Genomic DNA, 21,945 nt, shown 5'->3' on the forward strand with positions numbered 1-21,945 from the left:
CCGTGAAGAGAGCTGCAGCAGTAAGTAAGTTGAGCAGTCGATTCATCGTATTCCCCTCTTTTTTAGTGTGAAACAGTCGTCATGAATTTCCGTAAGGCGGCTGGCCCCTCCTTCGAGAAGATTTCAGTCGGCGTTCCCGATGCGGAGATGCTTCCGTTCTCGCAGAAGATCACCTTGTTCGAGACGTTGCGGGCGAACGCCATTTCGTGCGTGACCACCAGCATGGTGCTGCCGGAATCCGCGAGCTTCTGCATGACTTGCAGGACCTCGTTCACAAGTTCCGGATCGAGCGCCGAGGTCGGCTCGTCGAAGAGCAGGACCGAAGGGTTGATCGCCAAGGCGCGGGCTATCGCGCCGCGCTGCTGCTGCCCGCCCGACAGCTGCTTGGGGTAATAGTCCCGGAAGCTGGCGAGCCCGACGGAGGCGAGCAGTCCCTCCGCCTGCTCGATGCACTCCTGGCGCGGGCGCCCATGCACATGGACCGGGGCCTCAATGACGTTTTCGAGCAAGGTTTTGGACGACCAGAGATTGAAGCTCTGGAAGACCATGCCGATGTTGCGGCGGACCGCGTTGATCCGCCGATTCCGCTCTCGCGCGGATAGCTTCCGGAAGGTGGCGACGTCGATTTGGTCGTTGCCGAAGTCGAGTTCGCCGGAATCGGGCATTTCCAGGAAGTTGAGGCAGCGAAGGAATGTCGATTTCCCCGAGCCCGAGGCGCCGATGAGCGCGATGACGTCGCCGCGATGGGCCGTGACGCCCATGTCTCTGAGGACCGTCTTGGCTCCGAAGGATTTGACGATCCCTCTCGCGGACAGGACTATGCTCATACGGTCCTCCTCATCGCGCGAGTTTGCTCTCGGCTATGCGAAACAGGGCGATCATCGCGGCGTTGAAGACGAGGTAGTAAGCAGCTGCGACCGAGAAGGCCGTGAGCGGCTGGAAGGTGTCGGAGCCGATTGCCGCCGCGATTCCCGTGATGTCCATGAGCGTGATCAGCGAGGCGAGAGACGACGCCTTGACCAAGATGACGATCTCGTTGCTCAGCGCGGGCAGCACCACAGGAGTCGCGTAGGGAATAATGATCGAGCGATAGAGGCGATATCCGCGGAAGCCGAAGCTGCGGGCTGCCTGGATTTCGCCGGCGGGCACCGCGGAGATGCCGATACGGTAGACCTCCGCAACATAGGCGCTGGCCTTCAGGGACAGCGCGATGATCGCGCACCAGATCGGCTCGCGCAGCACCGGCCACAACAGGCTGGTGCGCACGCCCTGAAACTGGCTCAGCCCGTAATAGAGGATAAACAGCAGTGCGATCATCGGGATGCTGCGCACCAGCTGGAGATAGGTCCACGCCGACAGGCTCAGCAGCTTGTTGGAGCTGATGCGCGCCGCGACGACGCCGATCGCCAGGACGGAACCGATGCCGATGCCGCCGAATGCCACCGCCAACGAGACCGGGATGCCTGCGGCGATCTCTGAAGCGATTTCGGAATAGCTCATCGCCGCTGCCTCACGCCTGGTATCGACGTTCAAGCCAGGCGAAAACCGCCCCGGAGGCGAGCGTGACGATGAGGTAGAACACCGTGCACAGCAGATAGAAGACGAAGGGCGCGCCGGTGGAGTTCGACGCGGTCGTCGTGGCCCGCATCAGCTCGGTGACCCCCATCACCGAGATCAGCGACGACTCCTTGAGCAGCCCGATCCAGATATTGCCGAGGCCCGGCAGCGAGTAGCGCAGGATGTGAGGGAAAAGCACCCGCCGGAACAGCATGAAGCCCGGCATCGCGAAGGCCCGCGCAGCGGTGATCTCGCTCTGCGGCACCGCGTTATAGGCCGTGCGAAAGAGCTCGATAGCGAGGGCGCCGGCGATGAAGCCGAGCGCCGCGAAGGCGACGACCAGGACGGGAAGCTCGAAGGTCGACGGCGCGCCGGGCAGCCACTGCAGCAGCTTCAGCCCTTCATTTAGGCCAAAGTAGAAATAGTAGACGACGATCAGCTCGGGCACGCTGCGCACGATCGTCGTGTAGATCTCCATCAGCGTGCGGGAGAACAGGTTCTGCCGCAGCTTCAGCGTGGCGCCGACGCCACCAATGACGAGGCCGATCACCAGCGCTCCGCTCGCCAGCAGCAGCGTCATCCCGAGGCCCGCCAGCAGGAACGGCATCCACTGGATCGAAAGGGAGAGGATGTCCGGTGGGTTCGTCATCGGTGGTCCCGGTCACGTCGCCAGGGTCGCGTGGGCATAATGCCGGGCCGTGGCCTCGGCCGAGACCCGCTCCTCCCGCAGGTCCTTCTCGATCTTGGCCGGGAGGCGTTCCTCGGCCGGGCCGTAGCCGCCGCCCGACGAAGTGACCATCGTCACGGTCTCGTTGGCCTTCAGCCGGCCGCTGCGGTTCTTGAGCGCCGGCTCATCGCCGCTCAGCTCGACCCGGCAGACCTGCCCGGCTTCGCCACCCGCGATGCCGAAGGGCGGCAGCAGGCTGTTCGTACCGCCGGCATTCACCACAGCCTCATGTCCGAGGGCGCGGACGGTGCGCCGGATCGACATGCCGCCGCGGCTCCTGCCCGGCCCGCCGGAATCGCGCACGAGTTCGTAGCGCTCGACGCGGAGCGGAAACTCGAGCTCCAGCGCCTCCACCGGCAGGTTGCCGGTGTTGGTGATGTGGACCTGGGTTCCGTCCATGCCGTCGAGCGCGTAGCGCGCCCCCATGCCGCCGCCGATCATCTCATTGTAGACATAGAAGCGCCCGCTGCGCGGGCTGGTGCCGCTGATCGTCACAAGACCACCGCCAGTCGACGCGGCGATGACGCGCTCGGGGATCGCGGGCTGCAGCGCCGCCAGGATCATGTCGACCAGACGGAGCGCGATGTCGGTCCGGCTGTAGACGGCGGCCGGCTCCTGGGCGTTCAGGACCGAGCCGGGCTCAGCATGGACGCTGATCGCGCGATGGAAACCGGCATTGGGCGGCACGTCGGAATCGACGAGGGTCTTCACGGCGTAATAGAGTGTCGCCAGCGTCGCGGTCAGCACCATGTTGATCGGCGCCGGGAGCTGCGGCGGATTTCCGGACAGGTCGAAGTGGATCGAGCCGTCCCTGACCTCGACCGCAACGTTCAGGTCGAGCACATGGCCGATCAGGTTGGTGTCGAACTTCGAGTTGAAGCGGTAGACCCCGTTCGGGATGCGCGACAGCGACGCCCGCGTCTTGCGCTCGGCGTAGTCCATGATCTCGCGCTCGACCGATTTGACGACATCGAGCGAGTAGCGTTCGCACAGCGAACGGTAGCGTTCTACGGCAAGCCGGTTGGCTGCCATCTGCGCCGCCAGGTCGTTCCTGCGTTCTCGCGGAACCTGGCAGTTGAGCAAGATCAGCTCCAGTATATCGGCCTGCAATTCGCCGCCCCGGTAGAGGCGGATCGGCGGGATGCGCAGTCCTTCCTGAAAAATGTGCTTGTGGCTCCTGTCGACGAAGTCGGAGTGGTGAGCCAGATTGGTGACCCAGCCGCAATAGCGGCCGTCGACGAAGATCGGCTGCATCAGCACGATGTCGTTCAGATGCGTGCCGCCGCCGCGATAGGCGTCGTTGCCGATGAACACGTCGCCGTCGCGCACATCGTCCAGATCGATGTGATCGAGCACATAGCCGCCGATGCCCAAAAGCGAGCCGAGATGCATCGGGATGCGCTCGGCCAGGGAGACGATCTCGCCCTTCTCATTGAGGATGGCGGTGCTGCAATCCTCGCGTTCCTTGATGTTGGTCGAGAACGCGGTGCGGACGATGATGCTGCCCATCTCGTCGACCACCGACTGGAGGTATTTCGAGACGACTTCCGTGGTGATGGGATCGATCTGCATGACGTTCATCCAGCCGAGATGATGACGTTGTCGTGGCGGTCGATGACGGCGCGCTGCTCGCCCAGGACCAGGATGGTGGTATCCATCTGCTCGATCACGCAGGGGCCTGCGATCTCGGCCTCCTGCGGCAGCGTCGCCTTTTGGTAGACGGGCGTCCGGACCGTCTTCATGTCGTAGATGTCGAGAATGTCCCGATGCTCCACGGGCGTGATCGGCCCTTCCACCACGGGCCTCTCTACGACCGGGTGCGGGAAGGACAGGGTCTCGAAAGCCTCGGTCCGCACCGCGGTGATCTGGATCGCCTCCCCATCGACGACGTAGCCGTAGCGCTCGCGATGGGCGCTCACGAACGCTGCGACGACGGCGTCGTGGCCGGTTGCGCCCGCCGCCGGAGCAACGGGGACCGTGAGTTCATAAGCCTGGCCAGCGTAGCGAAGATCCACGGCCGCGCTGATGTTTCTCCGCTCGCTGGGCACGGCTTCTTGGTCGAACCAACCATGCGCGAGCTCGGAAAGCTCCTTGAACTGGCGTTCCAGTCCCTCGAGGCTGCGCGGCGTCAGCGGCTCGTAATGGGTGCGCACGAAATCCATGCGCATGCCGCTGGTCAGCAGGCCGACCGCGCACATCACGCCCGGGAAGGCCGGCACGACGATCTCGGCGATCTCCAACTCGCGCGCCAGATAGCCTGAATGCAACGGCCCTGCCCCGCCGAACGAGAACAGCGAGAAATCGCGCGGATCAAGGCCGCGCTCCACAGTCATGGCACGGATCGCATTGACCATGTTGGCGCTGACGACCTGCAGGATTCCCGCTGCCGCCCGTTCCCACCCCATGCCGAAGCCAGTGCCCAGCCGCTCGATGGCGGCACGCGAGGCCTGCGCATCGATCGGCAGGCGTCCGTTCAGCAGGTGCTTCTGGTTGAGGATGCCCAGCGCGACGTTGGCGTCGGTGACAGTCGGCTCGGAGTTGCCGAGACCATAGCAGACCGGGCCCGGATTGGCGCCGGCGCTGCGCGGCCCGACCTTCAGCAGGCCATGGTCATTATGGGCGATCGAGCCGCCGCCCGCGCCCACGGCGAGGATATCGATCATCGGAACCTTGATCGGGAAGCCCTCGACATTCGTCATCGATTTGTAGCGTGGCGCGAAATTGCTGATGATCGAGACATCGGCAGAGGTGCCGCCCATGTCGAAGGTGATCAGGTTTGCGCGCTCGATCTGCTGCGCGATCTTCACGGCACCTACGACTCCGGCGGACGGCCCCGAAAGCACGGTGCGCACGGGCTGTGCTGCGGCGACGTCGGCACTGATCAGACCGCCATTGCTCTGCGTGATCATGATGCGCGACGGCACCATCGCCTTCAGCTGGTCCTGCAGCCGATTGATGTAAGCGCGCATCAACGGACCGAGATAGGAGTTCATCACGACCGTCGAGGTCCGCTCATACTCGCGGAACTCCGGCACGATGTCGGAAGACACGGAAATGAACACGTCCGGCAGCTCCTGCTGCAGGATCTGCTTCACGCGCCGCTCATGGGCAGGATTGAGGAAGCTGAAGAGGAAGGAGATCGCGATGGCGCGCACGCGCGACTGCTTCAGTGCAGAAACGAGCCGGAGGACCTCGTCTTCGTTCAGGGGAAGAAGCACGGAGCCGTCGAACTGGATGCGCTCGGCGACCTCGAAGCGCAGATCGCGGGGCACGAGCGGCTCCGGCCGCATGGTCTGAAGATTGTAGAGCTCCGGCCGGCGCTGGCGGGCGATCTCAAGCACATCGCGGAAGCCGGCCGTCGTCACCAGGGCGGTCGGTGCGCCCCGGCGCTCGATCAGCGCGTTCGTGCCGACCGTCGTGCCGTGCCCGAAGAAGCTGAGCTGCGGCTCGCCGCCATCGCGCTCGGACAGCAGCGAGACCATGCTGCCGGCGGCATCGACGATGCCGGCAGAGGGATCGGCCGGCGTGCTGCTCACCTTCCAAACGGTGAACACGCCGCTTTCCTCGTCGAGCGCACAAACGTCCGTGAACGTCCCCCCGGAATCCACGCCGATCCTGTAGGCGCCCTGTCCCGACTGCCGCAACCTCATCCCGAAACCCACCCCTCAGCGACAGAGTATCGATCGCTTATGAATATTTTATTTCTCTGATATCATCAAGGAATATTTTTCATTCAATAATGGGGCCGTGGCGGCTGAGCGTGGCTCTGGCCGCGACACGCCATCTCCGGCCCCCCTCCTCGGCGCCGAGAAGCACCCGCGCATGTGTCCAAGCCGGCAAGCGTCTTGCCGAGAACTGCCACGAGCATCGCAAGTGCCGGCCTAATGCAGGAAAGAATGTTGTATTTCATGGATTGACATTGTGAATGGTTATTTTCATAAATTACGAGCTTGATCATTTTCCTTTCAACCCGCCGAGGGGAGCCCATGCCATCCGATGTCATTCAATTTGATGCGCCGAGCATCGGTCTATCGTTCCGCGCCAGGCTGCTGGCAAAAGACAATCCCGATGTTGTCGATCAGGTGCTTGCCCAGCTGCCGCTGAAGAGCGTGCTCGGCCATGTCGTGGTCTCGGGCGAGGCGGTCTGGATGCCGACCCGGATCGTCCATCTCGGCGGGAACAACATGGTCCCGCGCCATCCGGGCGCCGTCTATCTCTACGCGCCCGGCCAGACCATCTGCCTGACCTACGGCAAGATCACCGAGAGTGCGACCGTCAACAAGTTCGCCGAGGTCTTCGAGGAAGACCTGCCGAAGCTCCTGGCACTCGGCGCGCATGTGTACGAGCAGACCGTCGCCCAGCCGCGGCGCAGCATCGTCGAGATCAATGTCCGGAGGGCTGCCTGATGTCCCATATCGCAAGGTTCGAGGGCGATTGGCGCGAGGCCAAGGCGATCATCGAGAAGCAGATCGACCGCGTCTGGTTCGACGAGCCCGTCGAGATCCAGAAGGTGCGCTGGGGCGTGATCGACAGCGGCGCCGGCAGCGGCGAGCAGTCCTTCTCCGTGCTCGTGCATCTGGAAGCCTACCTGATGCTGGTCGGCGCCGACGTCATGTATCGGCTGCTCAAGATCTCGAAATATGAGGACATGGAGCTTGTGACGCTCAACCGCATGACGCGGGAATTCCTCACCGGGACCTTCAACGTGTTCGAGTTCATGACCGATCTTGGCCTGACGAACATGCATGAGGTCGGCCAGATGTATTCCGACGCCTTGGACACGCTGAAGACCAAGGACGAATACGTGGAACTGACCGGGGCGATGATGACCTATGTCATCCGCATGCATCGCTGGGTCCACTTCATCTTCCCGTGGAATCTCGGCGTCGCCTTCCCGCACCGCAGGCCGGCCGAGTTAGGGGCCTTCTCGAAGCTCGTTGTGGCGGCCTGAGGTCGGCGAAGCCGCCCCATTCGTTTCAATCACCGGAGCCCCGACCTCGGTCGGGGCTCGCTTTTTTTGGGCAACCGACTTATGCAGAAAGTTAATTCTTGAATATATTGATACAGGATCGTGACCTTGAAGAGAACGCGAATGGCCGAGGATACCAAGCTCGCGACTCCAGATGATCCGAGGCTCGCGGTATCGGCCGTACCGGCGGATCGCCAGGTTTTACGAGCCGAGCTGGACCGGCGCACCGCCGGCCAACGCCTCACCCCGGCGCAGCGCCGGATCGCCCAATGCATGATCGAGAACAGCGCCCAGCTTGGTTTCCTGTCGAGCATGGAATTGGCGGAACTCGCCAATGTCAGCCAGCCCTCGGTCACGCGCTTTGCGGTGGCGCTGGGTTTCGACGGCTATTTGGAGATGCGGCGCTTCTTGCGGTCGAACCCGTCCTTCGAAGAAGCGCAAAGCGAAGCTGAAACCAATCGCTATCAAGCCGCGATCCTGGCCGAGGCGGACAATCTCGCCGAACTCGCGCAATCCTTGTCCAATGCGGATCTGGCCAAAGGTTTTGGCGAGGCGCTGGCGACGTCGCGGCCGCTCGCCGTACTCGGCTTGCGGGCCTCGGCGGGGCTTGCCACGCAGTTCGCCTATTTCGCCGCGAAGGTGCATCCGGACGTCCGCCTCCTCGCAGGCGGCGGATCCCTGGTCGAGGACCAGATCGAGCAATGCTGGGCCGCCGGCGGACGTACCTTGCTCGTCTTCATGATGCCGCTCTATCCGCGCGAGACGCTCCGGGCGATCGAGATAGCGCGCCAGGCGGGCATGCGGATCGCGCTCGTTGCGGATGCGAGCTTCAACGATCATGACCAGATCGCCGACCTGCTCCTCAAGGCGCGTGTCGACAGCCGGCTGGTTTTCGATTCCTATGCGGCAGCCGCCACACTCGTTCCGATCCTGCTCGATGCGATGTTTTCGTGCATGAGCGTCGAGGCACGCAAGCGCCTCGACCAGATCGACCGGTCATCGAAACGGCGCAAGGTCTTCGCCAGCTAGTCTCGTTTCCTAACGCTGCCGAGCCCGACGGTCCGATCGACGATGATCAGCAGGACGATCGAGGCGAGGATCAGGATCGTTGACATCGCGGCGACGAACGGCTCGTACTCGTATTGGAGATAGGCCCGAAGCTGGAGGGGCAGCGTCGTCCAGTCCTTGGAAGCGAGGAAGACCGACACCGTGTAGTTGTTCCAGGACAGCACGAAGACGATGATCAGCGAGGGCACGATGCTGGCCTTGAGCAGCGGCAACGTCACGCGCAAGAGCGCCTGGCGAGGCATCGCGCCGACGCTGAGTGCAGCCTCCTCGAGCCGCATATCGAAGCCCTCCATCTGCGCCATCACGTTGCGCACCGGATAGGGCAGCGTGACGACGACATGGGCGGCGAGCAGCGTCCAGACGTTGTTGACCAGCCCCATCATGAAGATGATCTGGAACAGAGCCAGCGCGACAATGACGGCCGGGATGAAGAGCGGCGACATCAGCAGCGCCGAGACAAGGGCCTTGGCGGGCCCCTGATGCCGCTGCACGCCGATCGCGGCGAGGACGCCGAGGCCGGTGCTTAGCAGCGCCGTCAGGGCGCCCAGCAGCGTGCTCGCCCAGGCTGCGTGCAGGAAGTCCGGCTTATCGAGGATCGCGCCGTACCATTTGAGCGAAAAACCTTGCGGCGGAAACACCATCGCGACCGGGTTGAACGAGACCGCGATCAAGACCACCAGAGGCGCGAGCAGGAAGGCGAAGAAAAGGATCGCGCCAGCGTACCACAGGCCCGTGCCGATGAGAGATCTCTGCATGGCCCTCTCCTCAGCCCGCCTGGATGACGGTTGCCTGCCGCCCCGCCGAGCGGACCGCCCATTGGTAGAGGGCGAGCATCGCCATGGTGACGACGAGCAGGACGACACCGATCGTCGCGGCAAAAGGCAGGTTGTTGGACACCGTCGCGGTCTCGTAGGCCGCGACGCTCATGAAGCGCACCCGCCCGCCGCCGAGCAGGATCGGCACCACGAAGGATTCGACGTTGATTCCGAAGGCGAGCACGCTGCCGGCGAGAATGCCCGGCAGGCTGAGCGGCAGCGTCACGCGGCGGAAGGCGGACAGCGGCGTCGCGCCGACCGTCATCGCGGCGTGCTCGAGTTCGCGCGGAATCGACTGGAGCACGCCGTAGATCGCCATGATGACGAAGGGCACGGCGACCTGCACCATGCCGATCACCACCGCCGTCTCGTTGTAAAGCAGCGGCAGCGGACGAGCCGAGAAGCCGAGGCCGACCAGGATCTGGTTGACCGGCCCGTTGCGGCCGAGGACGACCATCAGGCTCAGGGTGCGGACGACAAGGTTGACCCAGAGCGGCAGCATCACCAGCAGGACCATCCAGCTCTGCGCTGTAGGTGAGGCCCTGACGATCACCAGCGCGCCGAGATAGCCGATGACGACCGAGAACAGGGTCGCGATCGCGGCGAGGCGGATGGTGCGGAGCAAGAGATCGTTCAGATAGTAGCCGTCGGTCAGGAAGCGCGCATAGTTCTGCAACGTGACCTCACCCAGCACTTCGCCGGTCGGCCCCGCGGTGAGGACGCTCAGGATGAGGACCCAGACCAGTGGCAAGATGAAGAACGCGCCGAGGATGGTGACGGCCGGCAGCGTCAGGAGGCCCGGCCGCTTCATGGCGCGTCCTGTCCGTCGCGCAGAACCCGTGCCGTGCAGTGGATGGCGACCGCGTCGCCCGGCTGCAGCACCGGCATGTCGGGGCGCCGCTTGACCCGCATCTGGCGCTCGCCGAGCGCGACGAGATAGTCACTCGACTGGCCAAAGAACATCAGGCGCTCGACGACGCCGCGCGGCGCCTCGGCCTGCTGCTGGGGCCCGAGCTTCTCGAGCGTTATCCATTCGGGCCGGACGAAGGCCAGGCCTTCCTCCCCCTGCACCGCGTCGGTGCCCTCGATCGGAACGGCGCCTCCATCCACAAGGCGCAAGCAGGCCCCGCCCTCGCCCCGCTCGATGCGGCCGCGAAAGAAGAAGGCCTCGCCAACGAAGCGCGCCACGTATTCGGAGACCGGGCCGTTGTAGATGGCGTCGGGCGCGCCGAGCTGCTCGATCGCTCCCTTGTTCATCACCACCACCCGGTCCGAAAGCGACAGCGCCTCCTCCTGGTCATGTGTGACGAAGACGGTAGTGAGGCCGAGCGTCTGCTGGAGCGATTTGAGCTCCACCTGCATGTCCTGTCGGAGGTTCTTGTCGAGCGCGCTCAACGGTTCGTCGAGCAGGAGCACATCGGGCTTCAGGACGATGGCCCGGGCGAGCGCGACGCGCTGCTGCTGGCCGCCGGACAGTTGCGACGGCAGGCGATCGGCCAGATGGTCGAGCTGCACCATCCGGAGCGCCTCGACGACCCTGCCATGCAGCTCGGCCTTCGGCGTGTTGCGCAGCTCCAGCCCCATCGAGACGTTGCGGAAGACGGTCAGATGCGGCCAGAGCGCGAAGCTCTGGAACACGAAGCCGATCCTGCGCTTCCAGACCGGATCCTGGGTGACGTTCCGGCCCGCAATATGGATCTCGCCTCCGCTTGGCTCATCGAGACCCGCGATGATGCGCAGCAATGTGCTCTTGCCGCAGCCGCTCGGCCCGAGGATCGAGAGAAACTCGCCCTCGCGAACATCGAGATCGACGCCCTTCAGCGCGGTGAAAGCGCCCCAGGCCTTGGTGATGTTTCTTGCGCTGATCTGTCCCATCGCCCACCTGTCCAAGCTCGAAATCCCCCCGGCTGCGGGAGCCGGGCGCGCCATCCTCAGCGGGCGACCACCTGCTTTTCCCAGCGCTCCTTCCAGGCATCCATCCTGGGCACGATCTTCTTCCAGTCGGCGATCAGCAGCGAGCCGACCGACTCCTCGCCATAGGGCACGTCGATGCCGGTCAGATCGAGGCCGGCGCGCGCCGGTGTGTAGCCGAGATCGGTTGCATAGGTTTTCTGGCTTGGGGCACCGAGCAGGTGATTGACGAATTTCTGAGCGAGCTCGGTGTTCGGGCGGCCCTTCACGACATGGACGGTCGAGACGAGGCCGATCGCACCTTCCTTCGGCACCGCGAACTTCAGCGCGACGCCCTGCTTGTTGGCCCAGTCGACGCGGCCGCGCAGCCAGCGCGCCATCACGACCTCCTGGTTGCGGAACAGGTCGAGCAGCTGGGCATGCTGGTTGTAGAAGACACTGATATGCTTGCCGAGTTCCGCCATTTTCCGGAAGCCGGGCTCGATATTGTCCTCGCTGCCGCCGTTGAGCTTCGCCATCAGGACGAGCAGCTCGACATTGGCGGCGTCAAAGCCCGTCGTGGTCACGGCCCCGTCGTATTTCGCGTCCCAGAGGTCGAGCCAGGAGGCCGGGGCCGGCGTGACGTCCTTCGGATTGTAGGCAATGCCGTACTGGCCGAAGTTGGTGATGACGCCGTAATCCGAGAAGCGGGCCCTGGGGTAGAGCGCGGCAAGGTTGGTGACGATGCTCGGATCGAGCTTCTCGAAGGCACCCTGCGCCTCGCCGCGATAAGCCCAGGCCATGTCGGCGTGGATGACATCGACCTCACGGGCCATGGCCTTAGCGAGGCCGTCGGCGCCCGACGCGGGTATGAACGTGACCTTGGCGCCGTTCCCTTTTTCGAACTCAGCGATAGTTTTCTTCAGGGCGTCCGTATAGGCGCCACCGAAAGCGGCGACGACCAGTTCCCTGGTCTGAGCGTGCGTAGACAGGGTCCCGGCCAGCAGCATGGCCACGGCCGCCAGAAAGTTTTTCATGATCATTCCCCTCGCGGAGTGCGACGTTCTTGATCAGAATGTATGAAAATATGTTTTAATCTGCAATATGAATTTTTCCATTCACATGCGAACCCCTTGTGCGCCCCATGCCGACAGACCGGGCGCGGCAGCGGTATAAGATCGCAATACTTTAGCTGCGTTTGGAAGCGATCTTCGTACCCGCAATCGGCTAAGGGTCGCGGCCGGCCTGCTCGTGCAGCAATTCCTCATGTGTCCAGGGTTGGCGGTGCCCTTTCAAATCGCTCGGTCACAATCTGCTCCTGCTCTGCCCGGACATGTCGGCAGGGATGGCGACGAATTTGGCCGCACGTGCTTGCCAAACCCATCCGGCCGCTCTGCGCCAGCAGCGGACGTTGGCGCATCGCCAGGAAGCGGACATTCGTTGCTGGAGCGCCGGAATCGGTTGCCGCCGTGAGCGCGACTATGTCGACCGAGCTTTCCAAACCACGCAGACTGGACTGCGTACTTGCGCGATCTCGACCGCTGGTCGAAGGCAGCCGGCTTCACCGACGTCCAGTCGGGTCAGCCCATGGCTCTCCTCATTGGCGCAGATCACGGCCGACGCATCGGGCGTAAGCGCGATGAAGCGAGGCGTGCGGCCGCCACAAGGTGTGATGCCGTTCGCACTCAGGCGTCCTGAGCCTGGATCAACCTCGAAACCCGCGAGGCTGTCATGCCCCCGATTGGACGCGAAGAGATGGCGACCGTCTGGCGTCAGCACGATGCCGGCCGCGCGGCTGAAGCCGAAGAAACTGTCGGGTAGTGCGCTGATGCGCTGGATGGGGTGAAGTCTGCCTTCATCGAAGGCGAAAGCACAGACCGCCGAATCGAGCTCGTTGACGACGTAAACGTGGCGGCCGTCCGGTATGCAGACCGCATGGCGCGCGCCACTGCCCTCGCGGTCCCGCGCCGGCTCGCCTGTGGCTCGCAGCCCGCCATCGCGCTCGATCGAGAAGACGAAGGTCGCGTCTAGCCCCTTGTCCGGGACGATCAGATAGCGCTCGTCAACACTCAAGATCAGCTGGTGCGGCTTGGCGAAGGGCTGCTCGACCCGATGTGGCCCCGGCTCTCCATCCAGCGTCACGATCTGCGCGATCGAGCCGAGTGCACCATCGGGCGCGATCTCGATCACGGCGACATTCGACGACAGGTGATTGGCCACATAGAGCTGCCGGCCGCCTGGCGACGCGACGAGATGAACCGGATTGCGCCCGCCGCAGGGGACGCGATTGACAAAGGTCAGCCCGCCCGTCGTCTCGTCGATGGCGAAGGCGCTGACCTCTGTCCCATCGCCATGCACCACGTAGAGATACCGCTGCTCCCGGCCGAATGCCAAAAAGGAAGGGTTGACGAGATCCCCCACCGTCTGGAGGTGGCGCCAGTGCCGCGCGCTAGCGTCGGTCGCGAAGATCGAGATGCCTTCGCCCGACGCACCGCGCTCGCGCGTTGTGCGCGATCCGACATAGGCAAAATGAGCGTCCGGCCCCACTACTCGGCTCATTGCGCCTCAATGCCGGCAGCAGTGACGATATCCTTGAACTTTGCCGTCTCGTCTCGCACGAACATACCGAAGGCGGCAGCCGGCATCGGACTTGGATAGCTGCCGAGTTCCGACAGCTTGGCTGCGATCTCCGGCTTTTTCAGCGCCTTGACCGCAGCAGCATGAAGCGTGTCCAGAATCGCCGGAGGCGTCCTGGCCGGGGCGAACAAGCCGAACCAGTTGACGACATCGAAGTTCGCCAGACCGGGCGTCTCGGCCAAAGCCGGCACGGTGGGCAGGCTCGGGATCCGCTCCTTCGATGTCACGCCGACGGCATGAAGTTGTCCGCTCTGCACGAAAGAGGCGACAGCGAGATAACTCGCGAAGGTCGCGGTGACGCTGCCGGCGAGGACATCCGGGATCTGCTGCGCCGCGCCGCGATAGGCGACATGCAGAAGCTGCGAGCCCGTCATCCTGTTCATCAGCTCGCCGGCAAGATGCTGCGGATTGCCGACGCCGCTCGACGAATAGGTGCCGTCCTTCGGCTGCGCCTTTGAGAACGCGATGAGTTGCACCGCACTCCTGTGGGGGGCCTCCCCTTTCACCACGAGTACATTGGGAACTCGCACAGCCAGTGTGACCGGTGCGAGATCGCGCTCCGGCACATAGCGCAGCCCCTTCTGGATATGTGGCGCAACCGCGATCTCGCCGGCCGAAGCGAGCAGGATCGTGTAGCCGTCAGGATCCGCCTTGACTGCCGTTTCGGCGCCGCGTGTTCCGCTGGCTCCCGGCAGGTTCTCAATGACAACGCCCTGCCCAAGCTCTTGCTTGAGCGCCTCGCCGAGAATCCGCGCGACCGTATCCACGCCACCGCCTGCGGCGAAGGGCACGATGAGGCGGATAGGCTTGTTCGGATAGCTCTGCGCCTGGGCAAGCCCATTTGCCGCGATGCCGGCTCCGACCGCCAGCAATCCTAGCGCGGCTCGCCGCGTGACATCCAATGCCATGACTGATCCTCCCAACCTGGTTGATCACTTTAGCATATCGACAGCAATAAATGCAATATTACCCATCTACGGTCGAAGTTGGAAACGCCACTCTTCAGCGCGACAGGATTGGGCGGATCCGCGCCAGGTTCTCGATTGTGTGCGCCAGATGAGCGCGCAGACGATGGGCAGCCTCTTCCTGGTCGCGGCGCGCGAGGCTGTCGAGGATGGCGAGGTGCTCCTCGCATTGGGCACGGTAACGTTTGCGGTCCAGCATCGACCGGTAGGACAGCAGGCGACGCACGCGATTGAGCCGCCGGATCGTATCGAGGAAGAACGGGTTGCCGCTCGCGCCGACGATCGTCTCGTGAAACCGCACCCCGCGCTCGTGCAGCGCATCGGCGGAATCGGTCTCGATGGCGCCCGCGAGCAACCTCTCCTCAGCGTGGCGGCAGGCAGCGATCTGTTCGGGCAGGAGGTCGTAGCCCGGCTCGAGCAAGGCTGCAGGCTCGAGGACGAGACGGAGCCGGTAACTCTGCTCCAGGCTTTCGGGTGTGTTCAGGACCGGGAGAAAAGTCCAGCCATAGCCGGCGCGCCGCTCGGCCCAGCCCTCGGAGCTAATGCGCGTCAGCACCGCCGTGAGCTCGGCACGCGTCAACCCGTAGCGCTCGCGCAGCTCGGCTTCCGTACTCTGGTCGGGCAGCGAGCCCCCGAGACGGTCCTCGGCGATCCGGAAATAGATCGCGTCACGGCCGTCGGTGATGGCGAGACCCAGCTCTTCCGCGCTGGCCGGCTCGCCCTGAGCGACAAAATAGCCGCGGTTGGGCTCATGGCGCAGCACGCCCTTGCCGGCGAGCAGATGAAGGGCCTGACCCACCGGGAAGCGCGAGACGCCGAGGCGGGTCGCGAGATCCTGGGCGCGCAGATGCGTCCCGGCGGCGAGCCTCAACTCCCGGATCTCTCCGAGCAGCTTCGCCGCCAGCGTCTCTCCGAGGTCCTGCCTGCTCGCCCGTGCCACGATGCGCTCCCGCCGGCCTGCGCGGCCCGCCGACGAGAGCATCTACCCGAGCCGCGCGACGATTCGAAGCTTATTTGACGAGGCCGATCGAGCGCAGAACGTCAGCGACGCGGACCTGCTCCTCCTTGAGGAAGGCGGTAAAGGGCTCGCCGGCGAGGTAATAGTCATCCCAACCACGGACCTTCAGCAGCTCGACCCATTCCTTCGATTTGACCATCTTGTCGAAGATGGCGGTGAGTTCCTGCCGCTGCTGGGCGGAGATGCCGGGCGCCGCCATCACGGCGCGCCAGTTGACGACCTCGACGTCTATTCCGAGCTCTTTCAGCGTCGGAACATCCGCGCCTTCGAGGCGCTTGCCCGAGGACAGGGCGATGGCCCTCAGCTTGCCCGCCTTGATCTGGCTCTCGAACTCGCCATAGCCCGACACGCCGGCCGTCACCCGGCCGCCGAGCATGGCGGCGAGCGCCTCGCCGCCACCCGAGAAGGCGACGTAGTTGAGCTTGCCGGGATCGCTGTCGGCCGCCTTCGTCACGAGCGCGGCGAGGATGTGGTCGGCTCCGCCGGCCGATCCGCCAGCCCAGATGAAGCGCGAGGGATCGGCCTTGATGGCCGCGGCCACGTCCTTGATCGTCTTGTGTGGCGAGTTCTCCGGCACGACGATGACGAGTGGATCACCCGTCAGGCGCGCGAGCGGCGTGACCTGGTCGAGACTGACCGGAGCCTTGTTGGTCAGGATCGCCCCGACCATGGTGATGCCGTTCACCATCAGCTGGGAGGGATCACCCTTTGACCCGTTGATGAACTGGGCGAGGCCCACGGTGCCGCCCGCACCGGTGACGTTCTGCACCTGGACGCTCTTGGCGAGGCCGGCTCCGGTCAGGACCTGCTGGATCGAGCGCGCAGCGGTGTCCCATCCGCCGCCCGGCCCGGCGGGAGCGATGATCTTGAGTTCGGACGGGGTCTGGGCCACGGCCGGGGCCGCGATGATGGCGGCGGCGCAGGCGAGCAGAAGTCGACGGTCGATCATGGACTTTTCCTCCGTTTATGGTCGGTTTTGGTTGTGGAGCGATGCGACTCGGGCGCGGCGACGTTCCGCCGCCTCGTCTTCACCCGGTGGGTGATCTCGGTGATCGGGCAGAAAGCGCCGCAGGATCAGCGGCAGCATGCCGCCGGCGCGCAGCGTCTCGCATTCGAGTTCCGTCTCGACTGCGAGGTGCATGGGGATCGACAGACGCTCGCCGCCCGCGCGCAGGAGCGTGACCTCCGTGGCGAGACGCGGCGCGACCAGGTTCTCGGGCACCGCGACCTCGATGCGGTCGCCGGGCCGGAGTGACAGTCCGGCACTTTGTGCAGCATCGTCGAAAGTGAGCGGCAGGATGCCCATGCCGATGAGGTTCGATCGGTGGATGCGCTCGAAGCTCGCCGCGAGCACGGCACGGACACCGAGCAGGCCGAGGCCTTTCGCCGCCCAGTCGCGCGAGGAGCCCGTGCCGTAGCGCTCGCCTGCGACGATCACGATGGCTTCGCCCGCCGAACGATAGCGCTCCGCGGCGACCCAGAGCGGGAGAACCTCACCGCTGATCGCATGCCGGGTCGAGCCCGGAGGCAGATCGGATCCCAGCCGGTTGACCACCGTCCTATTCGTGAACAGGCCCCGCAGCATGACCTCCCAGTTGCCGCGCCGCGAGGCGTAGACATTGAGATCGCGCGGGCTCTCGCCATGCCCGATCAGCCACTGCCCCGCCTCGCTCGACGCCGGTGTCTGGCCTGCGGGCGAGATGTGATCGGTGGTGATGTCGTCGCCGACGACCAAGATCGGGTGAGCGCTGAACCGGCCGAGGGAAATGGGCGCGTCGGCGCGGGCGAAGGGCGGCCGGCGCAGATAGGTCGACGACAGGGCCCAGGGAAAGAGCGGCGTCGACGGCGCTTCGAGCTCGGCCCAGCTCGCATCGGCCGAAGCGCGCGCAAACGCATCCCGGAAGTCGGCGCGATCGAGGCCGGCCGCCAGAGCCGCATCGATTTCGTCGCCCGACGGCCAGAGCTCGGACAGATGGATCGCCCGGTTGCCCGCCTGGCCGATCGGCTCGCGCGTGAGGTCGCGCGTCACATCGCCTGCAAGGGCATAGGCAATGACGAGCGGCGGCGAGGCCAGGAAGCCCGCCTCGACCTGGCCGTGGACGCGGCCGGGAAAGTTGCGATTGCCCGACAGGATTGCGACGGGCAGCGTCTCGCCTGCCGCGACCGCCTGTTCCATCATCGGCAGCAGCGGCCCCGAATTGCCGATGCAGGTGGTGCAGCCATAGCCGACGATCCCAAAGCCCAAAGCCTCGAGATCGTCGAGGAGACCGGAGCGACGCAGGAAGTGCTCGGCGGCGGGCGAGCCCGGAGCGAGCGAAGTCTTGACCCAGAGCGGCGGAACGAGGCCGAGCGTACGGGCCTTGCGGGCAACGAGCCCGGCCGCGACGAGCAGGCGCGGATCGCTGGTGTTGGTGCAACTCGTGATCGCGGCGATCGCAACGGGGTGCCGCGGCAAGGCCTCCGCGAGCTTCGCCGGTTGGGGAAGCGCCGCCAGCGCCGCTGGCACGCCCGAGAGCGGCAAGCGGTCCTGCGGACGAAAGGGGCCAGCGAGGCTCGTCTCGACCGTCCCGAGATCGAGCGCGACGGTGTCGGTGAACCGGGGCTCCGCATCCGCGTCGAACCAGAGCCCCTGCGCCCTGGCATAGGCCTCGACCAGCGCGACCGCGCGTTCGTCGCGGCCGGTCTGGCGCAGATAGGCGAGCGTGCGCCCGTCGACCGGGAAGAAGGCGGTTGAGGCCCCGAACTCGGGCGTCATGTTCGCGACGACGGCGCGTTCGCCGGCCGACAGGGTCGAGACGCCCGGTCCGAAGAACTCGACGAAGGTGCCGGTCACTCCGCGCTCGCGCAGGAGCTGCGTGACAGTCAGCGCCAGATCCGTCGCGAGCACGCCTTCGCGCAACCGGCCGTCGAGGCGCACGCCGATCACGTCGGGCAGCCTCATCATCACCGGCATGCCGAACATCACGCTTTCGGCCTCGAGTCCGCCGACACCCCAGGCCAGCACACCGATCCCATTGATCATCGGTGTATGGCTGTCGGTCCCGATCAGCGTATCGGGGATGGCGACCGTGCGGCCCTCGATAACAGTCGTGCCGACAACGGTCGCAAGCTGCTCGAGGTTGATCGTGTGCATGATGCCGGTGCCAGGGGGATTGACCCGCACCCCGCGCATCGCCTGCGTCGCCCATTTGAGAAAGCGGTATCGCTCACCGTTGCGGCGGTATTCGCGCTCCTTGTTGAGGTCGGCGGCACCCGACACAGCGGAGACATCGACGCCAAGCGAGTGATCGACGGAGACGTCAACCGGCAGGACAGGACTGAGCGCCCCGGGATCGCCGCCGGCTTCCGCGAGCGCGTCACGCATCCCGGCGATGTCAACGAGAGCCGGCGTGCACGTCGTGTCGTGCATCAGCACGCGCGAGGGCTGGAAGGCGATCTCAGCGCTGCTCCTACCCGCGACCAGCCAGCCGCGGATCGCCACCATTGCCGCGTCACGCTCGATCGAGGAGGACGCGTTGCGCGCGACGTTCTCAACCAGGATGCGGAAGATGTGAGGTAGGCGTCCGTAGTCGCTCCCGAACACGCTGGCGGCGTCTATCCGGACGGTTTTCTCGGTCGACGAAATCTCTGAGAGCAGGAGCATGACGCAGTTTTGCATATAAGAAGTTTAAAATGCAATACTTGAAGAGGCGCAGGACACCCGATTTCCGCCAATCACCATCGCGCGCTCCAGGCGCAATTGCGCTGTTTCGGTAGAATGCCAAACCAGTCACTAAGGACGGGCAGCGGAGCGCCAATTCCGGACATTCGCTCACTACCATCAAGCAGACGCCCCGCGGACGGGTCAGGACATCGAACGCCTTAAGATGGATGCGCCATGCGGTGGCAAAGAGTTCCACTGCCGCCGGCATCAGGCAGGCACGATCTGTGTCGTACCTTGTGGCAGAGGGCAGGCTTCATCGGCTCCCATCAAATGCCGGGTGAAGTATTGCTCGCAGCGACGCCCGACGAGGGAAATCAGCCAGCACAGCACAAAATAGATGACGAGCAGGAAGCCGTACACGAGATAGGCTGGACTGCCGCCCCGCGTGAGTGTGGTCTGCTCGATGATGACTTGACCTGCGCGGAAGACCTCTTCCACTCCGATCACCGCGCCGAGCGAGCTCGCCTGAACGAGGCTCGTGACCAGGCTGACGTAGGGAGGGATGATCACCGGCATTGCCTGTGGCAGGATGACCAGCATGAGCTTTCGCCAGCCCCGCAGGCCGAAGGCGTCGGCGGCCTCATGCTGCCCTTTCGGAACGGATGTCAGGCCGGCGCGGATGATATGCGCGCCATTGGCGCCGCCCCAAAGCGAGATGCTGAGCGCGCTTGACCAGAAGGGATTGAGCGAGATGCCCGCCTTAGGCAGCACGAAATAAGCCAGCAGCACGGTGACCATCAGCGGGATGTCGCGCAGGCATTCGACGAGGCCGTAGACAAACCCCGTCACGACCCGGGAGCGCGCCGACAGAGCGGCCGCGAACAGGATAGCGCACAGGGTGGCACCCGCCGTGAGCACGAGCGCCAGCAGCAGCGTGTTGGCGAAGCCCGCCAGCAGAAAATTCCGGAACTCCAAGAGCAGCATGGTCAGCGTTCCGCGAAAGGGCGATTGAGCCGGTGCTCGACCAGCTTGGCCAGCCCAGCCAGAACGAAGACGCAGAACAGGTAGATCACGCAGATCGTCGCGAACATCTCGACGGCGCGAAAGTCATAGGCGATGCGATCGACTGCGACGAAGGTCAGCTCCACGAGCCCGATCGTCTGCAAATAGGCCGAATTCTTGAAGGTCGAGACGACGGTGTTCATGGCGGGCGGCAGGGCGGCCCGGGCGGCGATCGGCAAGACGACGAGGATCGCATGCTGCCACCGCTTCAGACCCAGAGCGACCGATGCGTCGCGGATGCCCGGCGCCACCGAGGCGAGTCCTGCGCGAACATTCTCGATCTGGAACGCCGTGGCCCAGACCGTCAGGGCAATGACGCCGGACCAAAACACCGAGAAGCGTATGCCGAGGCTGGGCAGGCCGAAGAAGATGAAAAAGATCTGCACGAGTAGCGGCGTGCCGCGGACGAATTCGACGTAGCCGATGACCAATCGCCGGGGGAGCGCGTGGCCGCTGGTTCGCAAGGCGGCCCCCAGCGCCCCGAGGACGAGCGACACACTTATCGACAGCGCGCTGACCATCAGGGTCATCTTCAGACCCTTCATGAGGTCCGGGAGCGCGCCGAGGATATAATCGAAGTCCATGGTGCTTCCCCGGGCGGACCAACCAAGAGCGCGCCGGCGACGGTCCTCCCGCCGACGCGCCTGCCGTCAGTTCGAAGGAGGCGGGGTCTCGAACGAGCGGATCATCTGCGCCTGCAGATTGGCATCGGCGACGTGGGTCTTCACCGCCTTCGAAAGCAAGCCTTCTTCCTTCATCCGCGCGAGAGCCGCATCGACGAAGGCCTTCATCTCGGACTCGCCCTTGCGAATTCCGACGCCGTTGAAGCCGAGATCGACCTCGCCCTTGAGCACGCGCAGATTGGGATAGTTGCCCAGCAGCAGCGCCATCGTCGTGCCGTCGGTGACGTAAGCGTCCGCGCGTCCCTGGAACAGGGCCTGCAGGCTGTCCGAAGCGGTGTTGAGCTGCACGAACTGAACGTCCGGAATGTTGCTGCGCAACCAGTTGATCTGGTTGCCGCCCTTCACGATCAGGATGGACCTGCCCTTCAGCTCGGCCAGGCTCTGCACCGGGCTGTCCTTCAGCACGGCGACGTTGCTGCTGCCCCAATAGTAGATCGTCGAATAATCGATCACCTGCTCACGGGGCGGCGTACGGCCCAGCGTCGCCACGATCAGATCGATCTTCCGGCCGGTCAGCGAAGGGATGCGCGCATCCGTGGTGACGCAGGTCAGCTCCGCCTTGTCGGCCGAGCCGAACGCATAGGCGCCAAGCTGCTTTGCGATGTCGATCTCGATGCCGACCGGCTTGCCGTCGGTGGCCGACTGGCCGAAGGGCGGCGCGTCGCAGCGCACGCCGATGCGCAGCGTCCCGGCGTCCTTGACCGCCTTGGGCAGCGGCGGCATGGACTGGGCCTGTGCGGCGGATACGCCCCACAGCACGGACGACGACAGCACGAGCGATGCCATCGCGTTTCTGAACCACGGTTTCGTCATCGTCCCTCTCCTCTTTTGCTTTTTCGATCAGTTCGTAATCGGCGACGGGCGCGGAGTCGAAATCCGTTCCCGTGGCAGATTTCGGGCATCGGGATCAG

At 64.7% G+C, this 21,945-nt stretch carries 20 protein-coding genes; 3 read left to right on the plus strand and 17 right to left on the minus strand.

The features are described from left to right. Positions 1–62: 62 nt before the first annotated feature. Genes ACSQ3M_RS11785 through ACSQ3M_RS11805 form a run of 5 tightly spaced genes read right to left on the minus strand, consistent with a single transcriptional unit; the run spans position 63 to position 5,934 of the window. Positions 63–827: an ATP-binding cassette domain-containing protein gene (locus ACSQ3M_RS11785; RefSeq protein ID WP_436150238.1), complete on the minus strand. Its 765-nt coding sequence runs from the start codon at positions 825–827 to the stop codon at positions 63–65. Positions 828–837: 10 nt separating this feature from the next. Continuing rightward, positions 838–1,500 (minus strand): ABC transporter permease subunit, encoded by a 663-nt coding sequence (locus ACSQ3M_RS11790; protein WP_436150239.1) that lies wholly within the window; start codon positions 1,498–1,500, stop codon positions 838–840. A 10-nt stretch (positions 1,501–1,510) separates the two neighbouring features. Further along, positions 1,511–2,206: an ABC transporter permease subunit gene (locus tag ACSQ3M_RS11795; RefSeq protein WP_436150240.1), complete on the minus strand. Its 696-nt coding sequence runs from the start codon at positions 2,204–2,206 to the stop codon at positions 1,511–1,513. A 12-nt stretch (positions 2,207–2,218) separates the two neighbouring features. Next, positions 2,219–3,856, minus strand: a complete 1,638-nt coding sequence (locus ACSQ3M_RS11800) for a hydantoinase B/oxoprolinase family protein (RefSeq protein WP_436150241.1) — start codon at positions 3,854–3,856, stop codon at positions 2,219–2,221. Positions 3,857–3,861: 5 nt separating this feature from the next. Beyond that, a complete protein-coding gene (locus tag ACSQ3M_RS11805) occupies positions 3,862–5,934 on the minus strand; it encodes a hydantoinase/oxoprolinase family protein (protein WP_436150242.1) in 2,073 nt (690 codons plus the stop codon). A 336-nt stretch (positions 5,935–6,270) separates the two neighbouring features. Here ACSQ3M_RS11805 and ACSQ3M_RS11810 point away from each other — a divergent pair, with 336 nt between their 5' ends. From ACSQ3M_RS11810 to ACSQ3M_RS11820, 3 genes are all read left to right on the plus strand, one after another. Next, on the plus strand, positions 6,271–6,690 hold the full coding sequence (locus ACSQ3M_RS11810) for a hypothetical protein (RefSeq protein WP_436150243.1): 420 nt from the start codon (positions 6,271–6,273) through the stop codon (positions 6,688–6,690). After that, on the plus strand, positions 6,690–7,235 hold the full coding sequence (locus ACSQ3M_RS11815; protein WP_436150244.1) for a hypothetical protein: 546 nt from the start codon (positions 6,690–6,692) through the stop codon (positions 7,233–7,235). Before ACSQ3M_RS11810 ends, ACSQ3M_RS11815 begins: the two co-directional genes overlap by 1 nt. Before the next feature lie 141 nt (positions 7,236–7,376). After that, positions 7,377–8,282, plus strand: coding sequence for a MurR/RpiR family transcriptional regulator (locus ACSQ3M_RS11820; RefSeq protein ID WP_436150245.1), 906 nt, complete (start codon positions 7,377–7,379; stop codon positions 8,280–8,282). On the opposite strand, the gene ACSQ3M_RS11825 is transcribed toward ACSQ3M_RS11820, so the two are convergent. The 12 genes from ACSQ3M_RS11825 to ACSQ3M_RS11880 all read right to left on the minus strand — a co-directional run bounded on the left by ACSQ3M_RS11825 (position 8,279) and on the right by ACSQ3M_RS11880 (position 21,847). Next, complete coding sequence (locus ACSQ3M_RS11825) at positions 8,279–9,076, minus strand: ABC transporter permease (protein ID WP_436150246.1); 798 nt, start codon at positions 9,074–9,076, stop codon at positions 8,279–8,281. The two genes, ACSQ3M_RS11820 and ACSQ3M_RS11825, sit on opposite strands and share 4 nt — an antisense overlap. A 10-nt stretch (positions 9,077–9,086) precedes the next feature. Further along, positions 9,087–9,947 (minus strand): ABC transporter permease, encoded by an 861-nt coding sequence (locus ACSQ3M_RS11830; RefSeq protein ID WP_436150247.1) that lies wholly within the window; start codon positions 9,945–9,947, stop codon positions 9,087–9,089. After that, positions 9,944–11,011: an ABC transporter ATP-binding protein gene (locus ACSQ3M_RS11835; protein ID WP_436150248.1), complete on the minus strand. Its 1,068-nt coding sequence runs from the start codon at positions 11,009–11,011 to the stop codon at positions 9,944–9,946. Before ACSQ3M_RS11835 ends, ACSQ3M_RS11830 begins: the two co-directional genes overlap by 4 nt. A 56-nt stretch (positions 11,012–11,067) precedes the next feature. Continuing rightward, positions 11,068–12,063 (minus strand): ABC transporter substrate-binding protein, encoded by a 996-nt coding sequence (locus ACSQ3M_RS11840; protein ID WP_436150249.1) that lies wholly within the window; start codon positions 12,061–12,063, stop codon positions 11,068–11,070. 442 nt (positions 12,064–12,505) lie between these two features. Next, a complete protein-coding gene (locus tag ACSQ3M_RS11845) occupies positions 12,506–13,573 on the minus strand; it encodes a lactonase family protein (RefSeq protein WP_436150250.1) in 1,068 nt (355 codons plus the stop codon). 8 nt (positions 13,574–13,581) lie between these two features. Beyond that, positions 13,582–14,571: a Bug family tripartite tricarboxylate transporter substrate binding protein gene (locus ACSQ3M_RS11850; protein WP_436150251.1), complete on the minus strand. Its 990-nt coding sequence runs from the start codon at positions 14,569–14,571 to the stop codon at positions 13,582–13,584. A gap of 94 nt (positions 14,572–14,665) precedes the next feature. Further along, positions 14,666–15,568, minus strand: coding sequence for an FCD domain-containing protein (locus tag ACSQ3M_RS11855; RefSeq protein WP_436150252.1), 903 nt, complete (start codon positions 15,566–15,568; stop codon positions 14,666–14,668). A gap of 70 nt (positions 15,569–15,638) precedes the next feature. Further along, complete coding sequence (locus ACSQ3M_RS11860; protein WP_436150253.1) at positions 15,639–16,595, minus strand: Bug family tripartite tricarboxylate transporter substrate binding protein; 957 nt, start codon at positions 16,593–16,595, stop codon at positions 15,639–15,641. Between the two features lie 15 nt (positions 16,596–16,610). Then, positions 16,611–19,289 carry an aconitate hydratase AcnA gene (gene acnA, locus ACSQ3M_RS11865; protein WP_436150254.1) on the minus strand — a complete coding sequence of 893 codons (2,679 nt, stop codon included), beginning with the start codon at positions 19,287–19,289 and terminating at the stop codon, positions 16,611–16,613. A 267-nt stretch (positions 19,290–19,556) separates the two neighbouring features. After that, positions 19,557–20,273 (minus strand): amino acid ABC transporter permease, encoded by a 717-nt coding sequence (locus ACSQ3M_RS11870; protein WP_436150255.1) that lies wholly within the window; start codon positions 20,271–20,273, stop codon positions 19,557–19,559. A 2-nt stretch (positions 20,274–20,275) separates the two neighbouring features. After that, a complete protein-coding gene (locus tag ACSQ3M_RS11875; RefSeq protein WP_436150256.1) occupies positions 20,276–20,935 on the minus strand; it encodes an amino acid ABC transporter permease in 660 nt (219 codons plus the stop codon). A gap of 66 nt (positions 20,936–21,001) precedes the next feature. Beyond that, on the minus strand, positions 21,002–21,847 hold the full coding sequence (locus tag ACSQ3M_RS11880; protein WP_436150257.1) for a transporter substrate-binding domain-containing protein: 846 nt from the start codon (positions 21,845–21,847) through the stop codon (positions 21,002–21,004). Between the last annotated feature and the right edge of the window lie 98 nt (positions 21,848–21,945).

Origin of the sequence: Allobosea sp. LjRoot90 (assembly GCF_964254315.1) — a bacterium.
Taxonomy (GTDB): Bacteria; Pseudomonadota; Alphaproteobacteria; order Rhizobiales; family Beijerinckiaceae; genus Allobosea.

Bases quoted from the DNA above. Each gene is read 5' to 3' on its own strand.
- ACSQ3M_RS11870 (WP_436150255.1), bottom strand. From the start codon at position 20,273: ATGCTGCTCTTGGAGTTCCGGAATTTTCTGCTGGCGGGCTTCGCCAAC.
- ACSQ3M_RS11810 (WP_436150243.1), top strand. From the start codon at position 6,271: ATGCCATCCGATGTCATTCAATTTGATGCGCCGAGCATCGGTCTATCG.
- ACSQ3M_RS11800 (WP_436150241.1), bottom strand. From the start codon at position 3,856: ATGCAGATCGATCCCATCACCACGGAAGTCGTCTCGAAATACCTCCAG.
- ACSQ3M_RS11860 (WP_436150253.1), bottom strand. From the start codon at position 16,595: ATGATCGACCGTCGACTTCTGCTCGCCTGCGCCGCCGCCATCATCGCG.
- ACSQ3M_RS11795 (WP_436150240.1), bottom strand. From the start codon at position 2,206: ATGACGAACCCACCGGACATCCTCTCCCTTTCGATCCAGTGGATGCCG.
- ACSQ3M_RS11850 (WP_436150251.1), bottom strand. From the start codon at position 14,571: ATGGCATTGGATGTCACGCGGCGAGCCGCGCTAGGATTGCTGGCGGTC.
- ACSQ3M_RS11820 (WP_436150245.1), top strand. From the start codon at position 7,377: ATGGCCGAGGATACCAAGCTCGCGACTCCAGATGATCCGAGGCTCGCG.
- ACSQ3M_RS11825 (WP_436150246.1), bottom strand. From the start codon at position 9,076: ATGCAGAGATCTCTCATCGGCACGGGCCTGTGGTACGCTGGCGCGATC.
- acnA (WP_436150254.1), bottom strand. From the start codon at position 19,289: ATGCTCCTGCTCTCAGAGATTTCGTCGACCGAGAAAACCGTCCGGATA.
- ACSQ3M_RS11805 (WP_436150242.1), bottom strand. From the start codon at position 5,934: ATGAGGTTGCGGCAGTCGGGACAGGGCGCCTACAGGATCGGCGTGGAT.
- ACSQ3M_RS11835 (WP_436150248.1), bottom strand. From the start codon at position 11,011: ATGGGACAGATCAGCGCAAGAAACATCACCAAGGCCTGGGGCGCTTTC.
- ACSQ3M_RS11875 (WP_436150256.1), bottom strand. From the start codon at position 20,935: ATGGACTTCGATTATATCCTCGGCGCGCTCCCGGACCTCATGAAGGGT.
- ACSQ3M_RS11790 (WP_436150239.1), bottom strand. From the start codon at position 1,500: ATGAGCTATTCCGAAATCGCTTCAGAGATCGCCGCAGGCATCCCGGTC.
- ACSQ3M_RS11785 (WP_436150238.1), bottom strand. From the start codon at position 827: ATGAGCATAGTCCTGTCCGCGAGAGGGATCGTCAAATCCTTCGGAGCC.
- ACSQ3M_RS11830 (WP_436150247.1), bottom strand. From the start codon at position 9,947: ATGAAGCGGCCGGGCCTCCTGACGCTGCCGGCCGTCACCATCCTCGGC.
- ACSQ3M_RS11815 (WP_436150244.1), top strand. From the start codon at position 6,690: ATGTCCCATATCGCAAGGTTCGAGGGCGATTGGCGCGAGGCCAAGGCG.
- ACSQ3M_RS11840 (WP_436150249.1), bottom strand. From the start codon at position 12,063: ATGAAAAACTTTCTGGCGGCCGTGGCCATGCTGCTGGCCGGGACCCTG.
- ACSQ3M_RS11880 (WP_436150257.1), bottom strand. From the start codon at position 21,847: ATGACGAAACCGTGGTTCAGAAACGCGATGGCATCGCTCGTGCTGTCG.